The following is a 20,800-nucleotide window of genomic DNA, read 5'->3' as shown; positions in this document are numbered from 1 at the left end:
GGCCACCTCGTCGACGGGGTGCGGAGCGGATCCTCGCTCCGCACCCGGGGCGGTCAGCGTCCACCGGGCACTGCGAACCCGAACCATCACTGTTCACGCCGTCGGTCATCGGCCCGCACGGATCGTCACAGGTCGTCGGAACACCACCCCGCAGCATCGCCGCGACACCCGTCCCGGCATGCCCGACCCGAGGAGCAAGGATGACCGACCAGCTGTCCGAGCCGATGACCATCCCCACGCGGCGCGACGACCCCCTCCAGCCGCCGGACCGGTTGCGCCGACCGATGCCGATCACCCGGCTGTCCTTCCCGGACGGTCATCTCGGCTGGTTGGTCACCCGACACTCGACGGCCCGCCAGGTGCTCAGCGACCCCCGGTTCAGCGCCCGGCAGGAACTGGTGCACTTTCCGGTGCCACTGCCGATCTCCCAACGTACCGAGCCGGCGGACCCGGGTTGGCTGGTCCGGATGGACCCGCCGGACCACACCCGGTACCGCCGCCTGCTGCAGGGGCAGTTCACCACCAGGCGGCTGCGCCAGCTGACCCCGCGGGTGGAGAAGCTCGCCGAGGAGCACCTCGACGCGATGGAGCGCCTCGGACCGCCGGTGGACCTCGTCGAGGCGTACGCCCTGCCGATCCCGTCCCTGGTCATCTGCGAGCTGCTGGGCGTGCCGTACGCCGACCGCGAGGAGTTCCAGCACCACACCGCCATGCTGACCCGCCTCAACACCACCACCGACGGGATGATGGCGGCGGTGCAGGCACTCGGCGCCTACGTCCACCAACTCGTCGGCCGCAAACGCGCCGAGGCCGGCGACGACCTGCTCAGCGGGCTGGTGCACAGCGGGGAGCTCACCGACGAGGAGCTCACCAACATCGCCATGCTGCTGCTCATCACCGGTCACGAGACGACGGCGCACATGATCGCGCACGGTGTGTACGCCCTGCTGCGGCACGACGACCAGTTGCGGGCCCTGCGCGAGGACCCGGCACTGATCGACCGGACGGTCGAGGAACTCCTGCGTCACCTGGCCATCGTCCAGACCGGGATATCCCGGGCCGCGCTGGAGGACGTCGAGCTCGAGGGTGAGCTGGTGCGGGCCGGCGAGACCGTGACGGTCTGGATCTCCAACGTCAACCGGGATCCGGACGTCTTCGACGACCCGGACCGGTTGGACATCACCCGGGTCGCCACCGGGCACATGTCCTTCGGGCACGGTCTGCACCAGTGCATGGGCCAGCCACTCGCCCGCATCGAGATGCGAACCGCGTACCAGGCGCTGTTCCAGCGCTTTCCCACCCTGCGTCTGGCGGTGCCGCCGGACGAGATCCCCATGCGCAACGAGATGGCCGTGTACGGCGTGCAGCGCCTTCCCGTCGCCTGGGACTGACCCGCTCGCCGGCGGCGCGACGGCCCGGAGGGCTGCCGCGCCGCCCCGGTCCGGGCGCACCACCCGCACGTGATCCGTTCACCACAGCTGAGGAGACACCTGATGGTTCACCGCATGCGCGCCTCGAGTCAGGACCGGTTCGGCGGTCCCGAGGTCCTCACCGTCATCGAGACGGATCGGCCGGTGGCCGGCCCGGACGAGGTGCTGGTGGAGGTGAAGGCGGCCTCGGTGAACTACGGCGAGGCGCACGTCCGCGAGGGTCGGGCGGCCGGCACCCGTCCGCCCTTCACCCTCGGCTCCGACCTCTCCGGAGTGGCGTCCGAGGTCGGCGTCAACGTGGGTCGTTTCCAGCCCAGCGACGAGGTGTACGGCATCTTCTTCATCGGCACGTTCGCCGAGTACGTCGCGGTGCCGGCGAGCAGTCTCGCCGTCAAGCCCGCCGGCGTCGACCACGTGACGGCCGCCGCCCTTCCGGTCGCCGCGCAGACCGCCATGACCGCGGTCGAGGCGGCCGGCGCGGCCCCCGGCCGACGCATCCTCATCCACGCGGCAGCCGGCGGCGTCGGTCACCTCGCCGTCCAACTGGCGAAGCTGCGCGGCGCGTACGTCATCGCCACCGCGCGGGCGGCGAAGCACGACTTCCTACGCGACCTCGGCGCCGACGAACTCGTGGACTACCAGGCCGTCGACTTCACCGAGGCGGTCCAGGACGTGGACGTGGTCTTCGATCTCATCGGCGGCGAGTACGGCCCGCGGTCCCTGCGCTGCCTCCGCCCGGGTGGCACCCTGCTGGCCGCGACGATGAACCCCGGCACCAACGCGGAGCAGGCCGAGGCGCTCGGCCGGCACTACGCCTGGGTGGGCGTCCGACCCGACGGCTCGCAGCTCGAACAGGTCGGCAAGCTGGTCGAGCAGGGCCTGCTGCGGGTGCACGTCGACCGCGTCTATCCCCTTGAGCAACTGGCGGAGGCGCACCGCTACAGCGGCACGGGCCGGGTCAGGGGCAAGGTCGTCATCACCATCTGACGGCGTGGCGCTCCGGTGAGCCGTGGCGAGAGGCGACCCCGAGGCGGTAGTCAGGACCGGCGCAGCAGGTCGGACCCGGCTCGGCCGGCATGGCGGGCTCGCACCGCCCGGGGCACCTGGGCGTAGGCGACATCGCGAACGAGCACATCCGCGAAGCAGTACTCCTGCCCGGCGAGAGCACCGGGCCCGGAGGCCCGCCGCAGGAAGCCGTTGCGTTCCAGGTTCTCCAGGCACCGCTGTGCCTCCACCGGATCGCACTCGGCGACGACCGCGATCGAGGAGGCGGAGACCGGGTCGTCCAGCAACGCCGCAACCTGCAGCACCGTCTTCTCGGCACGGGGTAGCCGGTCCAGGCGCGCCGCGACGATGGTGTAGACGGACTGCGGAAGCGACACCACCCGGTCGTCGCCGTGCCCCGGGTCGGCGCCGGCCCGGGCGGGAGTCTCCAGCCGGCGGCGCAGGGAGACCCCCTCCCGCAACATCCGTACGTATTCCTGGGCGAACAGCGGGTTGCCGCTGATCCGCGATTCGCCCACCTGATCGGAGCGCATGAGGTGACGCAGTCCGTGATGGTCGAGCAACGAGGTGAGCAGACCGCTGGCGGCGGCGGAGGAGAGCGGCTCCAGCGTGACCGTGGAGGCGTTCCGCTTTCCGCCGCCCCAGTGCGGCCGGCGGTCCTGCAGTTCGGGACGCGCGGTGGCGAGAACCACCAGCGGAACCGGCCGGGACTCCTCGACGAGGCCTTCGAGGAAGTCGAGCAGGAGGTCGTCGGCCCGATGGATGTCCTCGATGACGATCGCGAGCCCGCCGTCGGCGGCGATCTCCTCGAACAGCTGCCGACACGTGGCCACGACGCGGTCCCGGACACCATCGGCCACCGCGGCCTCCGGCGTGAACAGGAGGTCGCGCAGGTCCCGCAGCGCTGAGGCGCCGCCGTCGCCCGGCGGCAGCATCGTCCGTACGGCGGCCTCGAGCTTGCGTTCCGCGGCATCCCGCTCGTCGCGGGGGCGGATCGTCGCGTACTGGCGGATGATCTCGGCGATCGGCTCCAGCGGGGCGTCGGAGGAGTGCCGGGTCTGACCGACGAGATAGCGGAAAGGCACATGCTGCGGGTCCGCGACCACCCGGCCCAGTTCGAGGACGAGCCGGCTCTTGCCGATGCCGGACTCGCCGAGCAACGTCACCAGATGCGGTCGCCCGCGCCGCCGCGCGTCGTCGAAGAGGACGCACAGGAGCTGCATCTCCCGATCGCGTTCGACGAACGGCGTCGAGGTGTGCGAGGTGCACGCGGCCGGCACGGTCACCACCGACCAACTGCCGGGCTGCGTGGTGGCCTCGTAGCCGAACTCGCAGCCGGCGACCTGGCGGGTGGTGTCGCAGGCGCGCACCTCGCCCGGACGGGCCCAGGTCAACAGCTGCTGACACCAGGCGAGCGCCTCGCCACTCACCTCGGCGACCCGGTCGGCGTCGCCGTCGGCGTACGTGACGAGCGCCTCTCCCGTGGTGACGGCGACCTGGGTGGTCAGCGAGCCGAAGCCCGGCACGGTCACGGCGCGGGCCGCGATGCGGTCCCTGATCGCCACCGCCGCCTGCACCGCCATGTGGGCATCGTCCACCTGCGTCCGCGGTATGCCGAACAGGACCATCCACACCGATCCGACCACGTGGTGGAGCGTGCCACCTCGCCTCTCGACCTCGTGTCGCACCAGAGCGGTGAGGCTCCGGGACAGCTCGTCGACGTCCTCGGGGTCCCGGCCCTCCCGCCCGGCGTCCGGGTCGACGCGCAGCAGCAACACGCTCACCGGCTTGCGCTCCGCCGCCGCCCTCGGCACGACGGCGGCGGTCGCCGCCGTGGCCGGGGTGGGGGCGCCGGCCACGCCGCCGGCCTGCGGACCGGCCAGCGCCGGGTCGTGGTTGAGGATGCTGCGCTCGAGCTCCTGCAGGTGGGGGTCGGGATCGAGGCCCAGTTCCTCGGTCAGGACGTGCCTCGTCCTGCGGTAGGCGGCGAGGGCCTCCACCTGGCGCCCGCTGCGGTACAGCGCCAGCATGTACTGCCCGCACAGCCTCTCCCGGGCGGGCTCCAGTTGCACCTCGCGGCCGAGCGACCCGACCACCTCGAAGTGCTGCCCGAGGGCGAGACGCGCGTCGAAGTAGTCCTCCAGCACGTCGAGCCGCTGATAGCGGATCGGGTAGAGCTCCGGCCAGTCGATACCCACCTCGACCAGGTCGGACAGCAGCGGCCCGCGCCAGAGGTCGAGCGCGCCGCCCAGGATCTCGGTCGCCACCTTCAGGTCACCGGTGGCCAACGCCGCCCGACCCCGTGCCGCCTGGTCCTGGAACAGGAACCAGTCCACTCGCTCGCGGCCGACGAACAGCCCGTAGCCGGGCGCCCTGGTCACCAGCTCGACGTCGACGAGGGTCCGGCGCAGGCCGGAGACGGCGTTCTGCAGGATCTTGCGCGCCGTGGCCGGCGGTCGATCTCCCCACAGCGCCTGCAGCAGTCGACTGGTGGGAACGACCTCGTTGGCGTTGAGCAGGAGGAAACCCAGGGCGGCACGCTGTTTGACGCCGACCAGCGGTACCACGCGTCCGTCCTGGGTGACCTCGAGCGCACCCAACATCCTGAACTGCACGGCATACCCCCGTAATCGCACCAGACCGAGGCAGGACAACAACGCGCCGAGTTCTACGCTAGAACGGCCGGCGGAGCGCGGCGACCCCTTTCAACGGCGCTCAACACCGCCTCGGCCAACACCTTTTCACACCGTGTCAGCTCCACTTCGTCCACATGAGGCATTGGTCGTGATCACCATGTCGGGACAGTTTCCGCCGGCGCCGCGACCGCACGTCGATCACCGGCATCGGTGACGCAGAGCGTTCGACCATTCACCACACGCATCAAGATACACCGATAGATGCGCGCTCGGGTGGCAGAGACCGTCCGATGGTTGACCGGAATCGTCCCGTCGACGATACCGCCGTCCGGCCCAGGTGTGCTTGACGGTGCGGACGGCGACGCTCGCTACGCCGCACGACAGGGCCGGACCACCCGAGAAGCGGCAATGAGGGAGCCGCTAGGGGGTGGGTCAGGGGTGCCCCGGCCGTCGCGAGCATCGAAAGACTGTCGAGCAGGCCCACCGTGCGCGCCGCACGGCAGACACGGCGTCGGAGCCCGCCCGGCCCCGGGCCGGATCCGGCCCCGCGACGACGAGGCGGTGCGCCCACACCGACGACCAGACCTCGCGCCTCGGCCCCGCCACGCCGTCCGTCTCGAAGGGACAGACCCATGTCGAATGACGAGAAGCTTCGCGACTATCTCAGGCGCACGCTCGTGGACCTGCGCCAGGCGAATCAGCGGCTTCGGGATCTGGAGTCGGAGCCGGTGGCGGTGGTGGGGATGGGTTGTCGGTTGCCGGGTGGGGTGGGTTCGCCGCGGGAGTTGTGGCGGTTGGTGGTGTCCGGTGGTGACGGGGTGTCGGGGTTTCCGGTGGATCGGGGTTGGGATGTAGAGGGGTTGTTCGATCCGGATCCGGATCGGGTGGGTAAGTCGTATGTGCGTGAGGGTGGGTTTTTGCACGATGCGGCGGGTTTCGATGCGGAGTTCTTCGAGATTTCGCCGCGGGAGGCGTTGGCGATGAATCCGCAGCAGCGGTTGTTGTTGGAGACGTCGTGGGAGGTGTTCGAGGACGCTGGTCTGGATCCGGGGTCGTTGCGGGGGCGGGACGTGGGCGTGTTCGCCGGCGTCATGTACCACGACTACGCGCCGCACCTGCCGCACCGTCTGCCCGAGGGCGTGGAGGGCTACCTCGGCATCGGTGACTCGGGCAGCGCCACGACCGGCCGGGTGTCGTACGCGTTCGGCCTGCAGGGTCCCGCCGTGACGGTCGAGACGGCGTGTTCGTCGTCGTTGGTGGCGGTGCATCTGGGAGTGCAGGCGTTGCGGTCGGGGGAATGCTCGATGGCGTTGGCCGGCGGGGTCGCGGTGATGTCGACACCGGCGACGTTCGTGGAGTTCTCCCGCCAGCGCGGTCTGTCACCCGACGGCCGGTGCAAACCCTACGCCGCGGCCGCCGACGGCACCGGATGGTCCGAAGGCGTCGCCCTGATCCTGCTGGAACGCCTCTCCGACGCCATCGCCGCCGGACACCGCATCCACGCCGTGATCCGCGGCAGCGCCGTGAACCAGGACGGCGCCAGCAACGGCCTCACCGCCCCCAACGGCCCCGCCCAACAACGCGTCATCCGCCAAGCCCTCCGCAACGCCCGCCTGAACAGCACCGACATCGACGCCGTCGAAGGCCACGGCACCGGCACCACCCTCGGCGACCCCATCGAAGCCCAAGCCCTCATCGCCACCTACGGCCACCACCGCCCCGACGACCAACCCCTGTGGCTCGGCTCCCTCAAATCCAACATCGGTCACACCCAAGCCGCCGCCGGCGCCGCCGGCATCATCAAAATGATCCTCGCCATGCAACACGGCACCCTGCCGCAAAGCCTGCACATCGACGAACCCACCCCCCAGGTCGACTGGAGCAGCGGAACCGTCCGCCTCCTCACCACCAACCAACCCTGGCCCGAACGGCAACGCCCCCGCCGCGCCGCCGTGTCCTCCTTCGGCGTCAGCGGCACCAACGCCCACCTCATCCTCGAACAAGCACCCCCACCCCCCGAACCCCAACCCGAACCCGAACCCGAACCCGGGCTGTTCCACCACGCCCCCGCCACCCTCCCCCTCTCCGCGAAAACCCTGCCCGCCCTCCGCGAACAAGCCCAACGCCTCGCCACCCACCTACGCGACAACCCCACCACCGACCTGCACCACACCAGCCACCACCTCACCACCGGCCGCGCCCACCTGCATCACCGCGCCGTCGTCATCGCCCCCGACCACCCCACCGCCCTGCAGGCCCTCACCGCCCTACACACCGGCGACACCCACCCCAACCTCGTCACCGGCCGCGCCACCACCACCGGAAAAACCGTCCTCGTCTTCCCCGGCCAAGGCTCCCAATGGGCCGGCATGGGCGCCCACCTCCTCGACACCTGCCCCACCTTCGCCGCCCGCATCAACGACTGCGCCACCGCCCTGGCACCCCACATCACCTGGTCACTCACCGACGTCCTCCGCCAAAAACCCGACGCACCCACCCTCGACCGCGTCGACGTCGTGCAACCCGCGTCCTTCGCCATGATGGTCGCCCTCGCCGAACTCTGGCGCACCCTCGGCATCACCCCCGACGCCGTCGTCGGCCACTCCCAAGGCGAAATCGCCGCCGCCCACATCGCCGGCGCCCTCACCCTCGACGACGCCGCCGCCATCGTCGCCCTCCGCAGCCAAGCCATCGCCGACACCCTCGCCGGACACGGCGCCATGGCCACCCTCCCCCTCACCCTCACCGAAACCCACAAACGAATCGCCCCCTACCACCCCCACCTCGAAATAGCCGCCACCAACAGCCCCTCCTTCAACGTCGTCGCCGGCGACCCCACCGCCATCGACGACCTCCTCAACCACTGCGAAAACGACGGAATCCGCGCCCGCCGCATCCCCGTCGACTACGCCTCACACACCAGCCACGTCGAAAAACTCCACCCCACCCTCACCACACTCCTGCGCCACATCACCCCCACCCACGCCCACACCCCCTTCTACTCCACCGTCGACCAACAATTCATCACCGACACCACCACCCTCAACGCCGAATACTGGTACCGAAACCTCCGCCAACCCGTCCAATTCCACAACGCCATCACCGACCTCGCCCACCACGGCCACCACACCTACATCGAAACCAGCACCCACCCCGTCCTCACCATCAGCATCCACAACACCCTCGACCAACACCCCCAACCCACCACCACCACACCCACCCTCCGCCGCGACCACGACACCCCCCACCAAATCCTCACCACCGCCGCCCACCTCCACACCCACGGCACCCCCATCACCTGGCCCACCACCACACCCCCACCCCACACCCCCACCCCACCCACCTACCCCTTCCAACACCACACCTACTGGCTCCACACCACCCCACAGACCGGTGACGTCGCGGAGGCCGGCCTCCGGAACCCGGAGCATCCGCTGCTCGGCGCGGTGGTCGAACTACCGGACGACAACGGCGTGGTGGCCACCGGGCGGCTGTCCGCGCGCCGCCAGCCCTGGCTCACCGACCACGCCGTCTCGGGTGTCGCGCTGGTGCCGGGAAGCGGCCTGGTGGAGTTGGCGATCCGGGCCGGTGACGAGGTCGGCGACAGCAGGCTCGACGAACTCGTGATCGACACTCCCGTGCGGTTGCCCGAGGAGGACGGCCTGCGGATCCGCGTCACCGTCGGCGCGGCGGACGACGGTGGCCGGCGGCCGGTGTCCATCGACTCGACCACCGATGCGGCCGACGCCTGGATCAGGCACGCGACCGGCGTGCTCACCCGGGCGGACGCGCCCCCCGCGCCGGAGTCGCTCGCCTGGCCGCCCGCCGGAGCGGTTCCGGTGGACACCACCACCCTCTACGCCGAGCTCGAGGCGTCCGGATACGGCTACGGCCCGGCGTTCCAGGGACTTCGCGCCGCCTGGCGGCGCGACGACGAGATCTACGCCGAGGTGTCCCTCGACGACCGCGAGCGCGAGGAGGCCGGCGCGTACGGCGTCCACCCGGCGCTGCTCGACGCCGCGCTGCACGCCGCCCGCCTCGCGCTGCCCGGAGATCCCGCCACCGGGGACGTTCGACTGCCGTTCGCCTGGAACCGGGTGACCCTGCACGCCGCGGGCGCCGCCACGCTGCGGGTCCGGGTCGTCGCGACCGGCCCCGACTCGGTGAGCCTGCACCTGACGGACCAGGACGGCACACCGGTGGCGTCCGTGGGATCGCTGCTGCTGCGCCCGGTGCCGGGTGGCCGGATCGACGCGGGTGGTCCCGCCTCCACCAGTCTGTTCGAGGTCGGATGGGCCCCGATTCCGATACCGGCCACCGACGGCGCCCACCCCCGGGTCACCGTCGTCGAGGCCCGCGACACCACTGACGCGCCGGAGCCGGAGCGGGCCCGTCGGCTGACCGCCGAGGTGCTGGACTCGTTGCAGCGCTGGGAGTCCGATCCGGAGGCCGGTCGACACCCCCTCGTGATCGTGACCCATCAGGGCGTGGCGCTTCGCGACGGGGAAACCACCGATCCGGCGGCTGCGGCGGTGTGGGGCCTGGTACGCGCCGCTCAGGCCGAGCAGCCGGGCGAGATCACCATCGTGGACGCCGACGGGGTGGTGCCGCCGGACCTGCCGGCCACGCTCAGCCGCGCCGGCGAACCGCAGCTCGCCGTCCGCGGCGACCGGGCCTGGGCGCCGCGGCTGAAGCCGCTGGCATCGGCCGCCACGACGGACGCGCCACGCTGGCGGTCCGACGGCACGGTGCTCATCACCGGCGGCACCGGCGGTCTCGGCAGGGTGCTCGCCCGGTATCTCGCCACGGCCCACGGCATACGCCGGTTGCTGCTCACCAGCCGTAGCGGCCCGGCGGCCCAGGGCGTCGCCGAGTTGACCGCCGAGCTGGCGGAGATCGGCACGGAGGTCCACGCGGTCGCGTGCGACGTCTCGGACCGCGCCGCGCTCGCCGCACTGCTCGCGGACATCCCGGCGGACCGACCGCTCACGGCCGTCGTGCACACCGCGGGGGTGCTCGACGACGGCGTCCTCGCCGCGATGACGCCGGAGCGGTTCGACCGGGTGTTCCGGCCCAAGGTCGACGCCGCCTGGCACCTGCACGAGCTCACCGAGGTCCTCGAGCTCGATGCCTTCGTCCTCTACTCGTCGGCCGCCGGCGTGCTGGGCAGCCCGGGCCAGGCGAACTACGCCGCGGCCAACGGCTTCCTCGACGGGCTCGCCGCACGGCGCCGCGACCAGGGACTGGCCGCCGCCTCGATGGCGTGGGGCCTGTGGGAGCAGGACAGCGGGATGACCGAGCACCTCGCCGCGCTGGACCACGGCCGGTTGAGCCGGCGTGGGTCCACGGCGCTCACTGCCGACCAGGGCACGGCGCTCTTCGACGCCGCGCTGGCCACGCCGGCCGCGGTGACCGTGCCGGCGAAGCTCGACCTCGCGTCCCTACGCGAGGGCCAGGTGTCGGGGGATCGGATTCCCGCGCTCCTTCGGGCCCTCGTCCGGCCGGCACGGCGGGTGATCCGGGCCGCCGCCGAGGAGGAACGCTCATTCCGCCAGCAGCTCGCCTCGAAGACCCCCGCGGAGCAGGACCGGGTGCTGGTCGACCTGGTCCGGGGTGAGGCCGCGGAGGTGCTGGGACGCGCCGGCGCGGAGTCCGTGGACGCCAACCAGGCGTTCAAGGAACTCGGGTTCGACTCGCTGCTGGCGGTCGAGTTGCGCAACCGGCTCAACGCGCGTACGGGCATACGGCTGCCGGTCACGTTGGTCTTCGACTACCCCACCGCTACCGAGATCGCCCGTCAGCTGCGCACCGAGCTGGAACTCGGCGACCCGGAGCAGGATCCGGCCGGCCCGCCCGCGCCGGAACCGGAGCACACCGACCCGGACGCGCTCGCCCGGATCGCCGCCATGGACGTCGAGAGCCTGGTGGCACGGGCACTCGACAGCAGCGTCAACCGTTGACCTTCTCGCGTTGGAGGATGCGCTCGTGACGACACCCACGGACAAGCTGGTGGAGGCCCTTCGTACCTCCCTGATGGAGAACGAACGGCTGCGCCAGGCGAATCAGCGGCTTCGGGATCTGGAGTCGGAGCCGGTGGCGGTGGTGGGGATGGGTTGTCGGTTGCCGGGTGGGGTGGGTTCGCCGCGGGAGTTGTGGCGGTTGGTGGTGTCCGGTGGTGACGGGGTGTCGGGGTTTCCGGTGGATCGGGGTTGGGATGTAGAGGGGTTGTTCGATCCGGATCCGGATCGGGTGGGTAAGTCGTATGTGCGTGAGGGTGGGTTTTTGCACGATGCGGCGGGTTTCGATGCGGAGTTCTTCGAGATTTCGCCGCGGGAGGCGTTGGCGATGAATCCGCAGCAGCGGTTGTTGTTGGAGACGTCGTGGGAGGTGTTCGAGGACGCTGGTCTGGATCCGGGGTCGCTGCGGGGGCGGGACGTGGGCGTGTTCGCCGGCGTCATGTACCACGACTACGCCAGCAGGTTGAGCGAGATCCCGCCGGAGTTGGAGGCGTCGCTCGGGGTGGGCAACACCGGTTCGGTCGCCTCCGGCCGACTCTCCTACACCTTCGGGCTCACCGGCCCGGCGATCACCGTGGACACGGCGTGTTCGTCGTCGTTGGTGGCGGTGCATCTGGGAGTGCAGGCGTTGCGGTCGGGGGAATGCTCGATGGCGTTGGCCGGCGGGGTCGCGGTGATGTCGACACCGGCGACGTTCGTGGAGTTCTCCCGCCAGCGCGGTCTGTCACCCGACGGCCGGTGCAAACCCTACGCCGCGGCCGCCGACGGCACCGGATGGTCCGAAGGCGTCGCCCTGATCCTGCTGGAACGCCTCTCCGACGCCATCGCCGCCGGACACCGCATCCACGCCGTGATCCGCGGCAGCGCCGTGAACCAGGACGGCGCCAGCAACGGCCTCACCGCCCCCAACGGCCCCGCCCAACAACGCGTCATCCGCCAAGCCCTCCGCAACGCCCGCCTGAACAGCACCGACATCGACGCCGTCGAAGGCCACGGCACCGGCACCACCCTCGGCGACCCCATCGAAGCCCAAGCCCTCATCGCCACCTACGGCCACCACCGCCCCGACGACCAACCCCTGTGGCTCGGCTCCCTCAAATCCAACATCGGTCACACCCAAGCCGCCGCCGGCGCCGCCGGCATCATCAAAATGATCCTCGCCATGCAACACGGCACCCTGCCGCAAAGCCTGCACATCGACGAACCCACCCCCCAGGTCGACTGGAGCAGCGGAACCGTCCGCCTCCTCACCACCAACCAACCCTGGCCCGAACGGCAACGCCCCCGCCGCGCCGCCGTGTCCTCCTTCGGCGTCAGCGGCACCAACGCCCACCTCATCCTCGAACAAGCACCCCCACCCCCCGAACCCCAACCCGAACCCGAACCCGAACCCGGGCTGTTCCACCACGCCCCCGCCACCCTCCCCCTCTCCGCGAAAACCCTGCCCGCCCTCCGCGAACAAGCCCAACGCCTCGCCACCCACCTACGCGACAACCCCACCACCGACCTGCACCACACCAGCCACCACCTCACCACCGGCCGCGCCCACCTGCATCACCGCGCCGTCGTCATCGCCCCCGACCACCCCACCGCCCTGCAGGCCCTCACCGCCCTACACACCGGCGACACCCACCCCAACCTCGTCACCGGCCGCGCCACCACCACCGGAAAAACCGTCCTCGTCTTCCCCGGCCAAGGCTCCCAATGGGCCGGCATGGGCGCCCACCTCCTCGACACCTGCCCCACCTTCGCCGCCCGCATCAACGACTGCGCCACCGCCCTGGCACCCCACATCACCTGGTCACTCACCGACGTCCTCCGCCAAAAACCCGACGCACCCACCCTCGACCGCGTCGACGTCGTGCAACCCGCGTCCTTCGCCATGATGGTCGCCCTCGCCGAACTCTGGCGCACCCTCGGCATCACCCCCGACGCCGTCGTCGGCCACTCCCAAGGCGAAATCGCCGCCGCCCACATCGCCGGCGCCCTCACCCTCGACGACGCCGCCGCCATCGTCGCCCTCCGCAGCCAAGCCATCGCCGACACCCTCGCCGGACACGGCGCCATGGCCACCCTCCCCCTCACCCTCACCGAAACCCACAAACGAATCGCCCCCTACCACCCCCACCTCGAAATAGCCGCCACCAACAGCCCCTCCTTCAACGTCGTCGCCGGCGACCCCACCGCCATCGACGACCTCCTCAACCACTGCGAAAACGACGGAATCCGCGCCCGCCGCATCCCCGTCGACTACGCCTCACACACCAGCCACGTCGAAAAACTCCACCCCACCCTCACCACACTCCTGCGCCACATCACCCCCACCCACGCCCACACCCCCTTCTACTCCACCGTCGACCAACAATTCATCACCGACACCACCACCCTCAACGCCGAATACTGGTACCGAAACCTCCGCCAACCCGTCCAATTCCACAACGCCATCACCGACCTCGCCCACCACGGCCACCACACCTACATCGAAACCAGCACCCACCCCGTCCTCACCATCAGCATCCACAACACCCTCGACCAACACCCCCAACCCACCACCACCACACCCACCCTCCGCCGCGACCACGACACCCCCCACCAAATCCTCACCACCGCCGCCCACCTCCACACCCACGGCACCCCCATCACCTGGCCCACCACCACACCCCCACCCCACACCCCCACCCCACCCACCTACCCCTTCCAACACCACACCTACTGGCTCCACACCACCCCACAGACCAGCGGCGGCTCCATCGGCGTCGCCGCCGACGAGCCGGAGGACGGCATGACACTGTCCGAGCGCCTCGCGCAGCAGTCCCCGGAGGAGCAGGCCGAGGCGCTGCTCGACCTGGTCCGGACCACGGCCACCACCGCGCTCGGCCGGTCCGAGGACCTGATCGGACCCGACGACCCCTTCTTCGAGGTGGGCTTCAACTCGCTCACCGCTGTCGAGCTGCGAAACACCCTGAACAACGCCACGGGACTGCGCCTGCCGGTCACCCTCCTCTTCGACCACGCAACGCCCAGGATGCTCGCCGGGCATCTGCAGGAGCAGCTACTGACAAGGAGCCCCAACTGATGTTCACCGTCGCCTCCTACCTGTCGGCCATCGGCTACTCGGGACCCGTCGAGCCGACGGCACAGACGCTGCGCGAGCTGCACAAGCGACACATGGTCACGGTGCCGTTCGACAATTCCCAGCGCGCCGACCTCGGCACCGCCGTGCTCAACGACGTCGACGTCGACATCGACGGGTCGTTCGATCGCGTGGTGGCACGCCGCAACGGCGGGGTCTGCTTCGAACTCAGCGGAATGTTCCGACGGCTGCTCATCGAGCTGGGATACGAGGTGCTGCGGCTGTCGTCGGGCGTACGCGGGCCCAGCGGAGCGTTCGGCCCCGACGTGGAGCACATGTTCCTCGCCGTCCCGCTCGACGGGCAGACCTGGCTGGTCGACGTCGGATTCGCCGGACCGGGGTTCGTCGAACCGGTCCTGCTCAGCGAGCAGGAGCAGGAGCAGCACGGCGTCCGCTACCGGGTGACCGGACGCGACGGCTACCACGTGGCCGAGCGCAAGACCCGCAACGGAGACTGGCAGGACATCTACCGCTTCACGCTGCGCCCCCGCACGCTCGCCGACTGGGACGGCGCCGGCGACACCGACGCCGACGGCTGGAACTGGGACGGTGAGATCATCGCCGCCAGCACCGTGATCCGGGCCCGCGCCACCGACACCGGTCAGCTCGTGCTTGTCGGCAAGCGCCTGGTCAAGGTCGACGACGGGGTGGAGACCGTCCGGGTGCTCATCGACCCGGTGGAGTACAAGACCGTCGTCGCCGACATCCTGGGCCGGGACGATTGATGGCCCCGGCGGAACGGGCCGACGTCCTCATCGTCGGGTACGGGCCGGTGGGACAGTTGTTGGCCGTCCTGCTGGCCGCGCGGGGCCACGACGTCGTGGTCGTCGAACGCTGGCCGCAGCCGTACCCCATGCCCCGGGCTGTCGCCTTCGACGGCGAGTCCGCGCGGATCCTCACCGCGGCCGGGCTCGGTGAGCACATCAGCGAGTTCGGTGAGCCCTCCGGTGACTACGTCTGGGAGAACGGGCAGGGGCAGGAGCTGCTCCACTTCGACGCCCTGCAGAACCTGGGCGAGTCGGGCTGGCCCGACTCCACCTCCATGTACCAGCCGGGGCTGGAGCGCGCGCTCACCGCCCGGGGCGCCGGGCTGCCCACCCTGCGGGTGCTGCGCGGTCGACTGCTGGTGGATCTGGCCGAGGAGGATGACGGGGTGCGGGCCGGCGTCCGGGGCGCGGCGGACGGCATCGAGCAGATCCGCGCCTCCTGGGTCGTGGGCTGCGACGGCGCCAACAGCTTCGTCCGTGAACGCATCGGCACCGGGGCCACCGATCTCGGCTTCCGTCACGACTGGCTGATCTGCGACGTCGAGTTGGACCCGCCCCGGGAGTTCAAGCCCAACAACCTGCAGGTGTGCGACCCGGCTCGGCCGCGCACGGCCGTCTCGGCCGGTCCCGGCCACCGCCGGTGGGAGTTCATGCGGGTGGCCGGCGACTCGATCGAGGAGCTGAACACCCCGGAGGCCGCCTGGCGGCTGCTCGCGCTCTTCGGCGTCGAACCCGCGGGTGCGACGTTGCAGCGGCACGCCGTCTACACCTTCGAGGCCCGCTACGCCGACCGGTGGCGGTCCGGACGCATGCTGATCGCCGGCGACGCGGCGCACCTCATGCCCCCGTTCGCCGCGCAGGGCATGTCGTCGGGCTTCCGGGACGCGGCCAATCTGGCGTGGAAGCTGGACCTGGTGTTGACCGGTCACGCCACGGCCGACGTGCTCGACAGCTACACCGAGGAACGTCGCCGGCACGTGCAGCACGCGATCACCATGTCGGTCGGTCTGGGTCGGGTCATCTGTCAGACGGATCCGGAGGCGGCCGCCGATCGTGACGCCATGATGCTCGCCGCGCGGGCACGCGGGCTGGCGCTGAGCCGCCCGCCGTCCGCGGTGGAGAGCCTCACCACGGGCGTGTTGCAGGATCCGACGACGCGGCTGGCGGACGCTCCGGTCGGCCACCTGGTCCCCCACTCCCGCGTCTCCCGGGGCGGGCGGAGCGGCCTCTTCGACGACGTCGTCGGATACGGCTTCGCGCTGATCGCCTCGGCGCCGCCGACGCGGCTACTCGACCAGGGACGGCTGGCCTACCTGGAGCGCCTCGGCACCCGCCTGGTCCATCTCGTGCCGAGCGACGCCGAGAGTTCCGGGGACACCCCGGGCTCGGTCACGGTGGACACGGACGGCCGGTACCTTTCCTATCTGGGGGACATGGGGGCCCAGGCGGCGCTGGTCCGCCCCGACTTCTACCTCTTCGGTGCCGCCCAGGGCCCGACGGGCGTGCGCGGCCTGGTCGACGACCTGCGGCGCCAACTGTCCTAGCGGTACCGCTCACGAAGGGGCGATTCCGGTTTCCCGGAGTCGCCCCTTCGTCGTCGCGTGTGGCGGTTCGCCTCAGTCCTCGTCCGGCGCCAGCACGGCGCCGGTGGACAGGTCGGTGACCCGGATGGCGGCCATCGGGCACAGGTTGGCCGCCACCAGCACCTCCTCGTCCGCCTCGATGACCGGATCGATCGGTACCGAGAAGCCGTCGTCGATCCGGAACCGGCTGGGCACGACGCTGGCGCAGACGCCGGCGCCGATGCAGACCTCCGCGTCACTGGCCACTGCCCACCTCGTCGGCGCGCTCATCGGACCTACCAACGCACCGGCAGCGACTGCACGCCGCGGGCCACCGAGTCCTTGCGCCACGGCACCTCCTCGGCCGGAACGGCGAGTTCCAGCGTCGGCAGGCGTCGCACCAGGGTGCCGAGGGCGAGTTGCAGTTCCATCCGGGCCAGCGGCGCGCCCAGGCAGTGGTGCAGACCGTGCCCGAAGGAGACGTGCGGATTCTTCTCGCGCCGGAAGTCGAGTTCGTCCGGGTGCGGGAAGACGGCCTCGTCGCGGTTGCCCGCCGCGTAGTTCACCAGGACGGCGTCGCCCTTGCGGATCAGCTGACCGCTCAACTCGATGTCCTCGAGCGCGATGCGCGTGTTGTCCGACGCCGGGGACAGCGGCGAGTAGCGCAGCAGTTCCTCGACCGCGCGCGGCACCAGCGTCGGATCCTCGACCAGCTCGAGCCAGTGCTGGCGGCGCGAGAGCAGCGCGAAGACGTGACTGCCGAACTGGTTCGCCGTGGTCTTGTGGCCGGCGGCGAGCAGCGTGATGCCGAGCATGACGGTCTCGTCCGGGCCCAACTGGTCGCTACCGTCGCGCGCCTCGACGAGCGCGGAGAGCATGTCGTCCTGAGGCTCCTGCCGGCGCTGCTCGAGCAGGTCCGACATGTAGCCCTGGAGCTTGACGAGGGCCCCGGTGACCTCCTCCAACGGCCGCGCCTCCCCCACCGACAACCACGTGTCGACCAGGCTGCGGAACGTCGCCTGGTCGGCGGCCGGGACGCCGAGCAGCTCGCAGATCACGGTGATCGGCAGCGGCCAGGCCAGGCGTTCCGCCAGGTCCGCCGGGGAGCCGGAGGCGATCATGCCGTCGATGAGGCCGTCGACGATCTCCTGCGTCCGCGGCCGGAGCAGCTCCACCCGGCGGGTGGTGAAGGCCTTGGCGACCAGCTTGCGCAGTCGGGTGTGCTCCGGCGGGTCCATGGCCACGATGATCGGGTCCTCGAACGCCTGGCGTACCCGCGGCACGTCCTTGCCGATCGTGGCCGCGCGGCTGAAGCGGGGGTCCGCCAGCACCGTCTTGGTGTCCTCGTGGCGGGTGGCCAGCCACGCCTCGCCGCCGTAGGGCATCTGCACCCGGGCCACCGGGCACTTGGCCCGGTACTCGGCGTACTTGGGGTGCAGGTCGAGCCGCTCGTAGGGTCCGAACGGGTAGGACTCCACGGCGCGCTCGTCCTCGGTTTCGGGCTTCTCCAGGGTCATCTCGACTAGCCTTTCTCGCGGGTGGTCAGCCGGCCGCGCCGGCTTCGGTGGCAGGTGAGAACTCCGGCCCCGGGGCCGATCGAGCTGTCGTCGGCCGGCTGCGTGCCCAGCGGCGCATGACCGGCGCCTCGACGAACCGGTACAGCAGCCAGCCGAGAAGCAGGGTCGCGGCGAACATGCCGGCCAGCAGCGCGACCGCCCCCGGCACGCCGTAGGTCTCACCGCCGAACAGCTTCAGCCGGCCGTACAGGATCGGCACCACCTGGGCGAGGTAGAAACCGAAGGAGACCGTGCCGAGCCACACCATGACGGGACCGGCGAGCCCGGTCCGGGCGCGGCGGACGTCGGCCGAGGCCACGGCACCGATGACGACGGCGATCGGCACGAGCATGACCAGCACGAAGTTGTAGGGAGCGGGCGTGACGACGGTCGCGGCGTACCCGGCGACGACGAGCGCCGCCACCGCGGGGGCGGGGATGCGGGGCCACCGACCGGCCGCGACGATGCGCGCCAGCAGGATGCCGAGCACGAACTCGAAGATGCGGGCCGGCGGGAAGAGGTACGCGAACCACATCTTGGTCAGCGGGAGCGGGGCCAGGACGAACTGGGTCCCCGCCGGGACGACGAACTTCGCGAGCAGCGCCACGACCGCCACACCGGCGACGGCCGCGCCGGCCCAGTACCAGAGCCGGTCGACCGCGATCCGCATGATCGGCCGGATGATGAACGGGAAGACCAGGTAGAAGAGCAGCTCCGAACAGAGCGACCAGGCAGGCAGGTTGACGCCGCTGTTGGTGTCGTCCCACGGGAACCAGGAGTGCACCAGGAACAGGTTCGGCAGCCAGGAGTGCAGCGGCGTGTAGGCCCCGGCGAACAGCACCATGACGACGGCCCACATGACCAGGTGGTTGGGGAAGATCTTGAGCACGCGACGGCGCCAGAACGACGACGCCGGATCGTCCGGCTTCATCGACCAGGTGAGCACGAAGCCGCTCAGGACGAAGAAGAACGACACCCCGACGAAGCCCGCCGGCCCGAAGACCTTCGCGAGCGCGTGGGCGATCCCCTCGTCGGCGAAGGGATTCACCGGAACGGTCAGGTTCAACGGATTGTTGAGCAGAAATGCGTGGGCGAAGAAGACCATGAGCGCGGCCAGGAAACGCATGCCGGTCAACGAGGGAAGGCTTGTTCTGGATGCTGAACGATCCACCGGCACATCTGGCAGAGGGTTGGTCGAGGTCACGACGCAGCCACCTTTCCATTCGATTCTTCGAGGCGCCGCGTCACGTCGAGCGCATGGCGCCGACGCTTGTCAGCCAGCCAGGGACTTCTTGATCGTCTCGATCGCGTCGAGGACGCCGGGCGCCATCACGTCGGCTGTCGCGTCCGGCTTCACGTCGATGCTCCACATCATGCGAGACCCGCTCCCGCCGCTCTCGGGCGCAAGGATCTGCATGATGGAGTGGTGGTGCGTCAGCTGGTAGGGCGACTGCTGGATGCTGTAGGCGACGCGGCGCGTCTTCGGGTCGACGTCGACGACGAGTTCCTTGATGGTGAACTCCCCCATGTCGACGGTTCGCACGTCGCCGTCGACGGTCACCGGCCCGAGGAAGGTGATGAGCTGATTGACGCGAGCGACATCGGACAGTGCCGCCCAAGCGCTTTCCACATCAGCACCGACCGCGAACTCGTGAATGATGGACGCCACGAAATCCTCCGCTCGAAATTGCGCCGTCCAACGCGACGCAGATCCGATGATGTGGGAACCGCAGGCCGCCGCCTACCCCACAGTCACCCCGTCGCCTACCCCAGACCCACCCCTACGAGGGCTTCCCGCAGGCGACTCAGCAGGCTGAGCTCCTCGTCGATGTCGGTCGCCGCCATGTTGGCCAGGAAGACGTGGTCGACGCCGTTGCCATGCAGCTTCGCCAGGTCCTCGGCGATCTGCTCCGGGGAGCCCCCCAGGTAGGGACGGTCGCGGTCGATCGGAGCGCTGGTCACCGGCACGTTCGCCCGGGCGATGACCGACAGCGACTCCGGGTCGCGGCCCCACTGCGCCGCCGCGTGGCGGAAACGGGCGCCGGCCCCGATCGTCGCCTCCGCCGAGAAGGCGATCGGGTTCAGGCCGTCGGCGATGCGGGCAGCCCGGTCCACCCCCTTGGGTGTCATGGCGCCGACGACGATCGGCAGGCGTGGTTGCACCGGCTTCGGGTTGATCTCCGACGGCGCGATCCGGTAGAACCGCCCCTCGTACCGGACGGGATCCGGCCCCCAGCAGGCGCGGATCGCCGCCACCACCTCGTCGAACCCGGCGCCCCGCCGGCGCACCGGCACGCCGGCCGCCTCGAACTCCTCGCGCATCCAGCCCTGCCCCAGACCGGCCAGCACCCGGCCACCGCTGAGCTGGTCCAGCGTGGCGATCCGGCGTGCGAGCACGACCGGCGGGTGGAAGAGCGCGTCGAGCACGCTGGTGCCCAGGGTGATCCGGTCGGTGACGGCCGCGAGGAAGCTGAGGGTCTCCAGCGGGTCGTAGACGGTGCGATAGACCTCCGGAAGTTGCTCCGGAGCCGTGCCGCCCGGCGGGACGGACCCCGCCACGGGCCGCAACAACCGCTCGTACGTCCACAGCGAGGCGTAACCCAGGCTCTCCGCCGCGCGGGCGAAGCGGATGAGGTTCTCCCGGTTGGCCAGCGGACCGGCCGAGGGCAGTGCGACACCGATGTCCATGTTTCC

12 protein-coding genes are annotated in these 20,800 nt (G+C 70.7%); 6 read left to right on the top strand and 6 right to left on the bottom strand.

What is annotated here, in order from left to right:
• Positions 1 to 200: 200 nt before the first annotated feature.
• Complete coding sequence (locus O7618_RS06655; protein ID WP_278105090.1) at positions 201 to 1,391, top strand: cytochrome P450; 1,191 nt, start codon at positions 201 to 203, stop codon at positions 1,389 to 1,391.
• Positions 1,392 to 1,505: 114 nt separating this feature from the next.
• A complete protein-coding gene (locus O7618_RS06650; RefSeq protein ID WP_278105089.1) occupies positions 1,506 to 2,417 on the top strand; it encodes an NADP-dependent oxidoreductase in 912 nt (303 codons plus the stop codon).
• Between the two features lie 50 nt (positions 2,418 to 2,467).
• On the opposite strand, the gene O7618_RS06645 is transcribed toward O7618_RS06650, so the two are convergent.
• Positions 2,468 to 5,002, bottom strand: a complete 2,535-nt coding sequence (locus O7618_RS06645; RefSeq protein ID WP_278105088.1) for a BTAD domain-containing putative transcriptional regulator — start codon at positions 5,000 to 5,002, stop codon at positions 2,468 to 2,470.
• 701 nt (positions 5,003 to 5,703) lie between these two features.
• Between O7618_RS06645 and O7618_RS06640 the strand changes: the two genes are divergently transcribed.
• Genes O7618_RS06640 through O7618_RS06625 form a run of 4 tightly spaced genes read left to right on the top strand, consistent with a single transcriptional unit; the run spans position 5,704 to position 16,532 of the window.
• Complete coding sequence (locus tag O7618_RS06640) at positions 5,704 to 11,031, top strand: type I polyketide synthase (protein ID WP_278105087.1); 5,328 nt, start codon at positions 5,704 to 5,706, stop codon at positions 11,029 to 11,031.
• 25 nt (positions 11,032 to 11,056) lie between these two features.
• Positions 11,057 to 14,164 carry a beta-ketoacyl synthase N-terminal-like domain-containing protein gene (locus O7618_RS06635; RefSeq protein WP_278105086.1) on the top strand — a complete coding sequence of 1,036 codons (3,108 nt, stop codon included), beginning with the start codon at positions 11,057 to 11,059 and terminating at the stop codon, positions 14,162 to 14,164.
• Positions 14,164 to 14,946 carry an arylamine N-acetyltransferase gene (locus O7618_RS06630; protein WP_278105085.1) on the top strand — a complete coding sequence of 261 codons (783 nt, stop codon included), beginning with the start codon at positions 14,164 to 14,166 and terminating at the stop codon, positions 14,944 to 14,946. The genes O7618_RS06635 and O7618_RS06630 overlap by 1 nt, the downstream gene beginning before the upstream one ends.
• On the top strand, positions 14,946 to 16,532 hold the full coding sequence (locus tag O7618_RS06625; protein ID WP_278105084.1) for a bifunctional 3-(3-hydroxy-phenyl)propionate/3-hydroxycinnamic acid hydroxylase: 1,587 nt from the start codon (positions 14,946 to 14,948) through the stop codon (positions 16,530 to 16,532). Before O7618_RS06630 ends, O7618_RS06625 begins: the two co-directional genes overlap by 1 nt.
• Positions 16,533 to 16,604: 72 nt before the next feature.
• Here the strand turns inward: O7618_RS06625 and O7618_RS06620 are convergent, their stop codons facing one another.
• The 5 genes from O7618_RS06620 to O7618_RS06600 all read right to left on the bottom strand — a co-directional run bounded on the left by O7618_RS06620 (position 16,605) and on the right by O7618_RS06600 (position 20,794).
• A complete protein-coding gene (locus O7618_RS06620; protein ID WP_278105083.1) occupies positions 16,605 to 16,817 on the bottom strand; it encodes a ferredoxin in 213 nt (70 codons plus the stop codon).
• A gap of 29 nt (positions 16,818 to 16,846) precedes the next feature.
• Positions 16,847 to 18,067 (bottom strand): cytochrome P450, encoded by a 1,221-nt coding sequence (locus tag O7618_RS06615; RefSeq protein ID WP_278105082.1) that lies wholly within the window; start codon positions 18,065 to 18,067, stop codon positions 16,847 to 16,849.
• Positions 18,068 to 18,092: 25 nt separating this feature from the next.
• Positions 18,093 to 19,232, bottom strand: a complete 1,140-nt coding sequence (locus O7618_RS06610; RefSeq protein ID WP_347405410.1) for an acyltransferase — start codon at positions 19,230 to 19,232, stop codon at positions 18,093 to 18,095.
• A gap of 147 nt (positions 19,233 to 19,379) precedes the next feature.
• Positions 19,380 to 19,775: an SRPBCC family protein gene (locus O7618_RS06605; protein ID WP_278105080.1), complete on the bottom strand. Its 396-nt coding sequence runs from the start codon at positions 19,773 to 19,775 to the stop codon at positions 19,380 to 19,382.
• A gap of 95 nt (positions 19,776 to 19,870) precedes the next feature.
• Positions 19,871 to 20,794: a TIGR03619 family F420-dependent LLM class oxidoreductase gene (locus O7618_RS06600; protein WP_278105079.1), complete on the bottom strand. Its 924-nt coding sequence runs from the start codon at positions 20,792 to 20,794 to the stop codon at positions 19,871 to 19,873.
• Positions 20,795 to 20,800: the final 6 nt, after the last annotated feature.

Source organism: Micromonospora sp. WMMD980 (assembly GCF_029626035.1).
In the GTDB taxonomy this organism is placed as follows: domain Bacteria; phylum Actinomycetota; class Actinomycetes; order Mycobacteriales; family Micromonosporaceae; genus Micromonospora.
Note: the sequence above shows the minus strand (reverse complement) of the source record. Positions and strands in the feature narration are given on the sequence as shown.